Raw genomic sequence first — 8,132 nt, 5'->3', positions numbered from 1 at the left:
CCATGGAGCATAAATTCTGCTCTTCCTGCAACCGCCTGCGTCTCACCGCCGAAGGTTTCCTGAAGCTCTGCCTGCACAGTTCCGCAGGGCTGGATCTGCGGACACTTCTCCGCAATGGCATCACTGATGAAGATCTGATTGAAGCCATTGCCAATGCAGCCAGGAAAAAGCCGGCAGAGCATCTTTTCTCAGCCATTGAACAAAGGGAGCGGGACAGCCGCTATATGTATCAGGTAGGAGGCTAACATGAGCACAGGCAATATCAAGGCAATCTGCATGAGCGAAAAGAAGGGCACCATCAAGCGACCTGTAGCAGAAGCATTATTTATCACGGAACACGGTATCAAGGGCGATGCCCACGCCGGCAGCTGGCATCGGCAGGTAAGCTTCCTGGCCCTTGAGGAAATAGAAGACTTCCGCCGCCGGGTGGTGAGGTGGAATTCGGAGACTTTGGGGAAAATATCGTGGCAGAGGGCATTGCCTTCGACCAGCTGCCCGTGGGCACGCGGCTGAAGGCCGGAGACGTCTTCTTCGAGATTACCCAGATAGGCAAGAAATGCCACAGCCACTGCGAGATTTTCAAGCGGGTGGGCGACTGCATTATGCCGAGAAAAGGCGTTTTCGCCAGAGTGCTGCACGGAGGCAAACTGAAGGCAGGAGACACACTTGCCATCACCGAAGAAAAGCTTCCTCTGGAAGCAGCCGTCATCACCGCCAGCGACAAAGGCTCCAAGGGGGAGCGGGAGGACAAGAGCGGCGACAAGGCCGAAGCCATGCTGAAGGAAGCAGGCTACACCAAAGTCCACAGGGTCATCCTGCCAGACGAACAGGAAGAACTGGCCGCCAAGATGCGGGAATACGCAGATATGGGGGTAGGCCTCATTCTCACCACCGGCGGCACAGGCTTCTCCCCCCGGGACGTAACTCCGGAGGCCACCCTGGAGGTCTGCGAACGCCTGGCCCCGCATTCCCGAAGCCATGCGGGCCCTTTCCCTGAAGATCACCCCCGGGCCATGCTGAGCCGCGCCGCCGCCGGCATCCATAAAAGAAGCCTGATTGTCAACCTGCCCGGCAGCCCCAAGGCCGTAGAAGAATGCCTGGGGTTCATTCTCCCCAGCCTTGCCCACGGCATAGAAATCCTGCGGGGAGAGACAGGGGAATGTGCGAGGAAATAATGTATGAACCCAAATGACCTCTCACTCCTGATAATAGCGGGGGCAAAAGTTCCCGGCTGGGCACTGACAAGCGGCAACTGAAACTTGGTGACTCCTCCCTGCTGGAATACACTCTGGCCCAGGGCAAAAAATCCGTCTTCAAGGAAGTCTTCCTTTGTGCCGAAGCCCCTCCCCCTTCCTCACGGAACTGGCAGGAAAATATAGGGTTGCCCTGCTCTTTGACGAGACGCAGGGGCTTGGTCCCGTGTCCGGCCTGCCCGGGGGCTTGCTTCCATAACGAAATCATGGGCTCTGGCCATCGCAGGAGACATGCCTTTCCTGGACTTGGAAGAACTGTGCCGTTTCGGAGCCACTCTCCCAACCAGCGAACTTGCCCTTTTGCCTGTAGCCAAGGGCAGGCTTCAGCCCTTGGCAGCTTTCTATCACCAGAAAACTGCCACCTGTTTCCAAAGAGCCCTCCATGGTGACGTAAGGAAAATCCGGCAGGTGCTTGAATCCTTCCCCTGCAGCCAGCGGGAATATGCAGGCTCACCTTCTCATTTCTTCAATATCAACACCCCCGCCGACTGGCGGCTGGCACAAGGCAGGTTTGCCAATCTCAAACGCAAAGTACCTGTTATCGCCATCACCGCCCCGGCCTCGGCACCGGCAAGACCACCTTCATAGAAAAACTCCTGCCCCGCCTCAGGGAAAGAGGCATAAGAGCAGGAGTGATCAAAAGCGACAGCCACGGCTTCAATCTGGATATGGAGGGCAAGGACAGTTGCCGCTTCTCACAGGCAGGCGCAGAAAGCGTAGCGGTGATATCACCGCAGGGCTGGTTCATTACCCAAAAGACTGAGCAGCGGGCTGGCTTTGAATCTGTTGCCAACAAGATGGAGGGCATCGACCTGCTCCTCACAGAGAGCCGCAGCCATGGCACCCTGCCCGCCCTTTCCCTCTGGCGGGGCAAGGGCACTCCCCTTGTGGGAGAAGATGTGGCCGCCATATTCACTTCTGAGCCACATGCAGAAGCAGCTGCGATTTACGAATACAATCTGAACGACATAGAAAAGGCGGTGGAATCATGTCTCTTTCTGATGGGACGATAGATGAACCAAAACTCAACCACTTCGATGCCAGCGGCCAGGCCCACATGGTTGATGTAAGCCCCAAGGCAGAAACCCTCAGGATTGCCACGGCCACAGGCAAGATAAAGGTCAGCCCCCAGGTTTACGAAGCCATCACCAATGGCACTGCCAGGAAGGGCGATGTGCTGGGGGTAGCCCGGCTGGCAGGCATTATGGGAGCAAAGAAGACCTCCGACCTCATCCCCCTCTGCCATCCCCTGCCCCTCACCGGCGTCAGCGTAGACTTCACCCTGCTGCCGGAGGAATGCGCCGTGAAGGCTGCCGCCACCGCCAAGATCACCGGACGTACCGGGGTGGAAATGGAAGCCCTCACCGCCGTCAGCACCGCCCTCCTCACCATCTACGATATGTGCAAGGCTCTGGACAAGGGCATGGAAATCACAGATATCCACCTGGAAGAAAAAAGCGGCGGCAAGAGCGGGCATTACAGGCGCATATAGCAGAATACTGCCAAAGACAGAAAAAATTACTATTTCTTCCCCTCCTTACCATGATTCTGTTTCCTAAATTCAAAATTTGTATTTGCAGCTTCTATAACTCTATCTTTTCCAAATATCAATACTAAATTTGCTATTTGTTCAGCATGTTGCTTTTCATCATGATAAAAGAATACACTTCTATCATGTCTATCCACGATATATTTTATAACTCAAACTTCGCAGTTGTGAAACTGCCAAATCATTCGACTTGTACCATTTCCTAAAAAAATAGCATAAGCTCTCTCCGTTTTGTATAATGAAAGTGACAGCAATCATAACATAAACGGAGGGCTTATGCCATGAACATTGTATCACAGAATCATATCTTTGGTGAACAACTTTCTTCAAAAATATCTTGTTTCCTGGAAGAATTCCATGTTGGCAAGATACTCAAGGTCTGCAATGCCTATAAGGTTCGCGGTTTCTCTGTAAGCAATGTGTTTAAGGTTGCATTCGAGAATGCCTTTCGCAACAAGTCCTTTTATCAGCAGGAAAAGATGGATTCATCTGTTATTCCCTTTGCTAAAGATACCTTTTACCGTTTCATGAATTCCAGTTGTGTCAACTGGCGCAAATTCACTCTGCAGCTTGGTAAATCCATCATTCAAAAAATTGTACCTCTTACCAATGAAAACCGGCGCAACGTGCTTATCATCGATGACTCCTTGTTAAGCAGGGCACGTTCCAAGAATGTGGAGCTGCTTGCCAAGGTGTTTGACCACGTCGAGCACAAGTATACGCGGGGTTCCGCATGCTGACTCTCGGCTGGAGTGATGGGAATTCGTTTCTGCCACTCAGCCACTGTCTGCTTTCATCTGCCAATCGTGTCAATCGGCTGCAGGAGTCTTCGGATAAGATCGACTCGCGTAGCAACGGCGGGAAACAGCGCAAGCTGGCACAGACTAAGGCTACCGTTGTTATGCAGAAGCTCTTGGCTGAGGCAAAATCTATGGAGATTCCAGCCCGCTACGTTCTTTTTGACACCTGGTTCTGTTCACCGTCTTCCCTTGTTCAAGTCAAGGAACTCGGCTTCGATGCCATTGCTATGGTAAAAAAGTCTGAAAACAGTCATTTCCTTCATGACGAACGCATGAAGAGTGTAATGGCAATATTTCGCCAGTCTAAAAAGCGTCCTGGTTGCTCAAAGTATCTGCTTTCAGTAGAGGCGGCGGTGGTAAAGGACGGAAAACTCTGCCAGTCAAACTCGTTTTCGTTAGGAACAGAAGCAACCCCAAGTTCTCTGTAATCTTGGTATCCTGAGATACCTGTTGCTGATATTCCATCGTCCATACTTCTGGATGCTGCTTGCTATACAAAGAGGTATCTGTGGATATCAAGATTCGATAGTCCTTGGGTTGCTTCTGTTCCTAACGAAAACAGTTTGACTGGCAGAGTTTTTCGTCCTTTACCACCGCCGCCTCTACTGAAAGCAGATACTTTGAGCAACCAGGACGCTTTTTAGACTGGCGAAATATTGCCATTACACTCTTCATGCGTTCGTCATGAAGGAAATGACTGTTTTCAGACTTTTTTACCATAGCAATGGCATCGAAGCCGAGTTCCTTGACTTGAACAAGGGAAGACGGTGAACAGAACCAGGTGTCAAAAAGAACGTAGCGGGCTGGAATCTCCATAGATTTTGCCTCAGCCAAGAGCTTCTGCATAACAACGGTAGCCTTAGTCTGTGCCAGCTTGCGCTGTTTCCCGCCGTTGCTACGCGAGTCGATCTTATCCGAAGACTCCTGCAGCCGATTGACACGATTGGCAGATGAAAGCAGACAGTGGCTGAGTGGCAGAAACGAATTCCCATCACTCCAGCCGAGAGTCAGCATGCGGAACCCCCGCGTATACTTGTGCTCGACGTGGTCAAACACCTTGGCAAGCAGCTCCACATTCTTGGAACGTGCCCTGCTTAACAAGGAGTCATCGATGATAAGCACGTTGCGCCGGTTTTCATTGGTAAGAGGTACAATTTTTTGAATGATGGATTTACCAAGCTGCAGAGTGAATTTGCGCCAGTTGACACAACTGGAATTCATGAAACGGTAAAAGGTATCTTTAGCAAAGGGAATAACAGATGAATCCATCTTTTCCTGCTGATAAAAGGACTTGTTGCGAAAGGCATTCTCGAATGCAACCTTAAACACATTGCTTACAGAGAAACCGCGAACCTTATAGGCATTGCAGACCTTGAGTATCTTGCCAACATGGAATTCTTCCAGGAAACAAGATATTTTTGAAGAAAGTTGTTCACCAAAGATATGATTCTGTGATACAATGTTCATGGCATAAGCCCTCCGTTTATGTTATGATTGCTGTCACTTTCATTATACAAAACGGAGAGAGCTTATGCTATTTTTTTAGGAAATGGTACAAGTCGAATGATTTGGCAGTTTCACAACTGCGAAGTTTGAGTTATAAAATATATCGTGGATAGACATGATAGAAGTGTATTCTTTTATCATGATGAAAAGCAACATGCTGAACAAATAGCAAATTTAGTATTGATATTTGGAAAAGATAGAGTTATAGAAGCTGCAAATACAAATTTTGAATTTAGGAAACAGAATCATGGTAAGGAGGGGAAGAAATAGTAATTTTTTCTGTCTTTGGCAGTATTCTGCTATATGCGCCTGTAATGCCCGCTCTTGCCGCCGCTTTTTTCTTCCAGGTGGATATCTGTGATTTCCATGCCCTTGTCCAGAGCCTTGCACATATCGTAGATGGTGAGGAGGGCGGTGCTGACGGCGGTGAGGGCTTCCATTTCCACCCCGGTACGTCCGGTGATCTTGGCGGTGGCGGCAGCCTTCACGGCGCATTCCTCCGGCAGCAGGGTGAAGTCTACGCTGACGCCGGTGAGGGGCAGGGGATGGCAGAGGGGGATGAGGTCGGAGGTCTTCTTTGCTCCCATAATGCCTGCCAGCCGGGCTACCCCCAGCACATCGCCCTTCCTGGCAGTGCCATTGGTGATGGCTTCGTAAACCTGGGGGCTGACCTTTATCTTGCCTGTGGCCGTGGCAATCCTGAGGGTTTCTGCCTTGGGGCTTACATCAACCATGTGGGCCTGGCCGCTGGCATCGAAGTGGTTGAGTTTTGGTTCATCTATCGTCCCATCAGAAAGAGACATGATTCCACCGCCTTTTCTATGTCGTTCAGATTGTATTCGTAAATCGCAGCTGCTTCTGCATGTGGCTCAGAAGTGAATATGGCGGCCACATCTTCTCCCACAAGGGGAGTGCCCTTGCCCCGCCAGAGGGAAAGGGCGGGCAGGGTGCCATGGCTGCGGCTCTCTGTGAGGAGCAGGTCGATGCCCTCCATCTTGTTGGCAACAGATTCAAAGCCAGCCCGCTGCTCAGTCTTTTGGGTAATGAACCAGCCCTGCGGTGATATCACCGCTACGCTTTCTGCGCCTGCCTGTGAGAAGCGGCAACTGTCCTTGCCCTCCATATCCAGATTGAAGCCGTGGCTGTCGCTTTTGATCACTCCTGCTCTTATGCCTCTTTCCCTGAGGCGGGGCAGGAGTTTTTCTATGAAGGTGGTCTTGCCGGTGCCGGAGGCGGGGGCGGTGATGGCGATAACAGGTACTTTGCGTTTGAGATTGGCAAACCTGCCTTGTGCCAGCCGCCAGTCGGCGGGGTGTTGATATTGAAGAAATGAGAAGGTGAGCCTGCATATTCCCGCTGGCTGCAGGGGAAGGATTCAAGCACCTGCCGGATTTTCCTTACGTCACCATGGAGGGCTCTTTGGAAACAGGTGGCAGTTTTCTGGTGATAGAAAGCTGCCAAGGGCTGAAGCCTGCCCTTGGCTACAGGCAAAAGGGCAAGTTCGCTGGTTGGGAGAGTGGCTCCGAAACGGCACAGTTCTTCCAAGTCCAGGAAAGGCATGTCTCCTGCGATGGCCAGAGCCCATGATTTCGTTATGGAAGCAAGCCCCGGGCAAGGCCGGACACGGGACCAAGCCCCTGCGTCTCGTCAAAGAGCAGGGCAACCCTATATTTTCCTGCCAGTTCCGTGAGGAAGGGGGAGGGGCTTCGGCACAAAGGAAGACTTCCTTGAAGACGGATTTTTTGCCCTGGGCCAGAGTGTATTCCAGCAGGGAGGAGTCACCAAGTTTCAGTTGCCGCTTGTCAGTGCCCAGCCGGGAACTTTGCCCCCGGCTATTATCAGGAGTGAGAGGTCATTTGGGTTCATACATTATTTCCTCGCACATTCCCCTGTCTCTCCCCGCAGGATTTCTATGCCGTGGGCAAGGCTGGGGAGAATGAACCCCAGGCATTCTTCTACGGCCTTGGGGCTGCCGGGCAGGTTGACAATCAGGCTTCTTTTATGGATGCCGGCGGCGGCGCGGCTCAGCATGGCCCGGGGGTGATCTTCAGGGAAGGGCCCGCATGGCTTCGGGAATGCGGGGGCCAGGCGTTCGCAGACCTCCAGGGTGGCCTCCGGAGTTACGTTCCGGGGGGAGAAGCCTGTGCCGCCGGTGGTGAGAATGAGGCCTACCCCCATATCTGCGTATTCCCGCATCTTGGCGGCCAGTTCTTCCTGTTCGTCTGGCAGGATGACCCTGTGGACTTTGGTGTAGCCTGCTTCCTTCAGCATGGCTTCGGCCTTGTCGCCGCTCTTGTCCTCCCGCTCCCCTTGGAGCCTTTGTCGCTGGCGGTGATGACGGCTGCTTCCAGAGGAAGCTTTTCTTCGGTGATGGCAAGTGTGTCTCCTGCCTTCAGTTTGCCTCCGTGCAGCACTCTGGCGAAAACGCCTTTTCTCGGCATAATGCAGTCGCCCACCCGCTTGAAAATCTCGCAGTGGCTGTGGCATTTCTTGCCTATCTGGGTAATCTCGAAGAAGACGTCTCCGGCCTTCAGCCGCGTGCCCACGGGCAGCTGGTCGAAGGCAATGCCCTCTGCCACGATATTTTCCCCAAAGTCTCCGAATTCCACCTCACCACCCCGGCGGCGGAAGTCTTCTATTTCCTCAAGGGCCAGGAAGCTTACCTGCCGATGCCAGCTGCCGGCGTGGGCATCGCCCTTGATACCGTGTTCCGTGATAAATAATGCTTCTGCTACAGGTCGCTTGATGGTGCCCTTCTTTTCGCTCATGCAGATTGCCTTGATATTGCCTGTGCTCATGTTAGCCTCCTACCTGATACATATAGCGGCTGTCCCGCTCCCTTTGTTCAATGGCTGAGAAAAGATGCTCTGCCGGCTTTTTCCTGGCTGCATTGGCAATGGCTTCAATCAGATCTTCATCAGTGATGCCATTGCGGAGAAGTGTCCGCAGATCCAGCCCTGCGGAACTGTGCAGGCAGAGCTTCAGGAAACCTTCGGCGGTGAGACGCAGGCGGTTGCAGGAAGA

13 protein-coding genes and 3 pseudogenes are annotated in these 8,132 nt (G+C 52.4%); 10 read left to right on the top strand and 6 right to left on the bottom strand.

Annotation, left to right across the window (positions count from 1 at the left end):
• The 9 genes and pseudogenes from P159_RS0100050 to P159_RS21055 all read left to right on the top strand — a co-directional run.
• Positions 1-245 (top strand): annotated as a pseudogene (locus tag P159_RS0100050) (GTP 3',8-cyclase MoaA); the annotation flags it as partial.
• Position 246: 1 nt separating this feature from the next.
• Complete coding sequence (locus P159_RS21075) at positions 247-513, top strand: hypothetical protein (RefSeq protein ID WP_318253466.1); 267 nt, start codon at positions 247-249, stop codon at positions 511-513.
• Positions 465-1,175 carry a molybdenum cofactor synthesis domain-containing protein gene (locus P159_RS18130; RefSeq protein WP_318253465.1) on the top strand — a complete coding sequence of 237 codons (711 nt, stop codon included), beginning with the start codon at positions 465-467 and terminating at the stop codon, positions 1,173-1,175. The genes P159_RS21075 and P159_RS18130 overlap by 49 nt, the downstream gene beginning before the upstream one ends.
• A gap of 154 nt (positions 1,176-1,329) precedes the next feature.
• The gene (locus tag P159_RS21070) at positions 1,330-1,452 is read left to right on the top strand and encodes a hypothetical protein (RefSeq protein ID WP_318253464.1); all 123 of its coding nucleotides are present in this window, start codon (positions 1,330-1,332) and stop codon (positions 1,450-1,452) included.
• 32 nt (positions 1,453-1,484) lie between these two features.
• On the top strand, positions 1,485-1,841 hold the full coding sequence (locus tag P159_RS21065) for a hypothetical protein (RefSeq protein WP_318253463.1): 357 nt from the start codon (positions 1,485-1,487) through the stop codon (positions 1,839-1,841).
• Positions 1,742-2,266 carry a molybdopterin-guanine dinucleotide biosynthesis protein B gene (gene mobB, locus P159_RS20115; RefSeq protein ID WP_318253468.1) on the top strand — a complete coding sequence of 175 codons (525 nt, stop codon included), beginning with the start codon at positions 1,742-1,744 and terminating at the stop codon, positions 2,264-2,266. Before P159_RS21065 ends, mobB begins: the two co-directional genes overlap by 100 nt.
• Entirely contained in the window at positions 2,242-2,745 is a 504-nt protein-coding gene (gene moaC, locus P159_RS0100035) for a cyclic pyranopterin monophosphate synthase MoaC (RefSeq protein WP_029540351.1), read from the top strand. The genes mobB and moaC (P159_RS0100035) overlap by 25 nt, the downstream gene beginning before the upstream one ends.
• A gap of 338 nt (positions 2,746-3,083) precedes the next feature.
• Complete coding sequence (locus P159_RS21060) at positions 3,084-3,542, top strand: transposase (RefSeq protein ID WP_051650009.1); 459 nt, start codon at positions 3,084-3,086, stop codon at positions 3,540-3,542.
• Positions 3,536-4,030: a transposase gene (locus tag P159_RS21055; protein WP_051650008.1), complete on the top strand. Its 495-nt coding sequence runs from the start codon at positions 3,536-3,538 to the stop codon at positions 4,028-4,030. The genes P159_RS21060 and P159_RS21055 overlap by 7 nt, the downstream gene beginning before the upstream one ends.
• Before the next feature lie 121 nt (positions 4,031-4,151).
• On the opposite strand, the gene P159_RS18115 is transcribed toward P159_RS21055, so the two are convergent.
• From P159_RS18115 to P159_RS20105, 3 genes are all read right to left on the bottom strand, one after another.
• Positions 4,152-5,069, bottom strand: a complete 918-nt coding sequence (locus P159_RS18115; protein ID WP_051650007.1) for a transposase — start codon at positions 5,067-5,069, stop codon at positions 4,152-4,154.
• 338 nt (positions 5,070-5,407) lie between these two features.
• The gene (gene moaC, locus P159_RS0100020) at positions 5,408-5,911 is read right to left on the bottom strand and encodes a cyclic pyranopterin monophosphate synthase MoaC (RefSeq protein WP_029540351.1); all 504 of its coding nucleotides are present in this window, start codon (positions 5,909-5,911) and stop codon (positions 5,408-5,410) included.
• On the bottom strand, positions 5,887-6,303 hold the full coding sequence (locus P159_RS20105) for a molybdopterin-guanine dinucleotide biosynthesis protein MobB (RefSeq protein WP_318253467.1): 417 nt from the start codon (positions 6,301-6,303) through the stop codon (positions 5,887-5,889). The genes moaC (P159_RS0100020) and P159_RS20105 overlap by 25 nt, the downstream gene beginning before the upstream one ends.
• A 224-nt stretch (positions 6,304-6,527) precedes the next feature.
• Here P159_RS20105 and P159_RS20365 point away from each other — a divergent pair, with 224 nt between their 5' ends.
• Complete coding sequence (locus tag P159_RS20365; RefSeq protein ID WP_185753549.1) at positions 6,528-6,695, top strand: hypothetical protein; 168 nt, start codon at positions 6,528-6,530, stop codon at positions 6,693-6,695.
• Between the two features lie 5 nt (positions 6,696-6,700).
• Here the strand turns inward: P159_RS20365 and P159_RS21050 are convergent, their stop codons facing one another.
• The 3 genes and pseudogenes from P159_RS21050 to P159_RS0100005 form a co-directional block, all read right to left on the bottom strand.
• The gene (locus P159_RS21050) at positions 6,701-6,823 is read right to left on the bottom strand and encodes a hypothetical protein (RefSeq protein WP_318253462.1); all 123 of its coding nucleotides are present in this window, start codon (positions 6,821-6,823) and stop codon (positions 6,701-6,703) included.
• Between the two features lie 154 nt (positions 6,824-6,977).
• A pseudogene (locus P159_RS18105) lies at positions 6,978-7,906 on the bottom strand (molybdenum cofactor synthesis domain-containing protein).
• 1 nt (position 7,907) lies between these two features.
• Positions 7,908-8,132, bottom strand: a pseudogene (locus P159_RS0100005) (GTP 3',8-cyclase MoaA); the annotation flags it as partial.

The organism is Selenomonas sp. AB3002, assembly GCF_000702545.1.
GTDB lineage: Bacteria > Bacillota > Negativicutes > Selenomonadales > Selenomonadaceae > Selenomonas_B > Selenomonas_B ruminantium_A.
The sequence above is the reverse complement of the archived record's forward strand: the minus strand, read 5'-3'. Positions and strand labels throughout refer to the sequence as shown.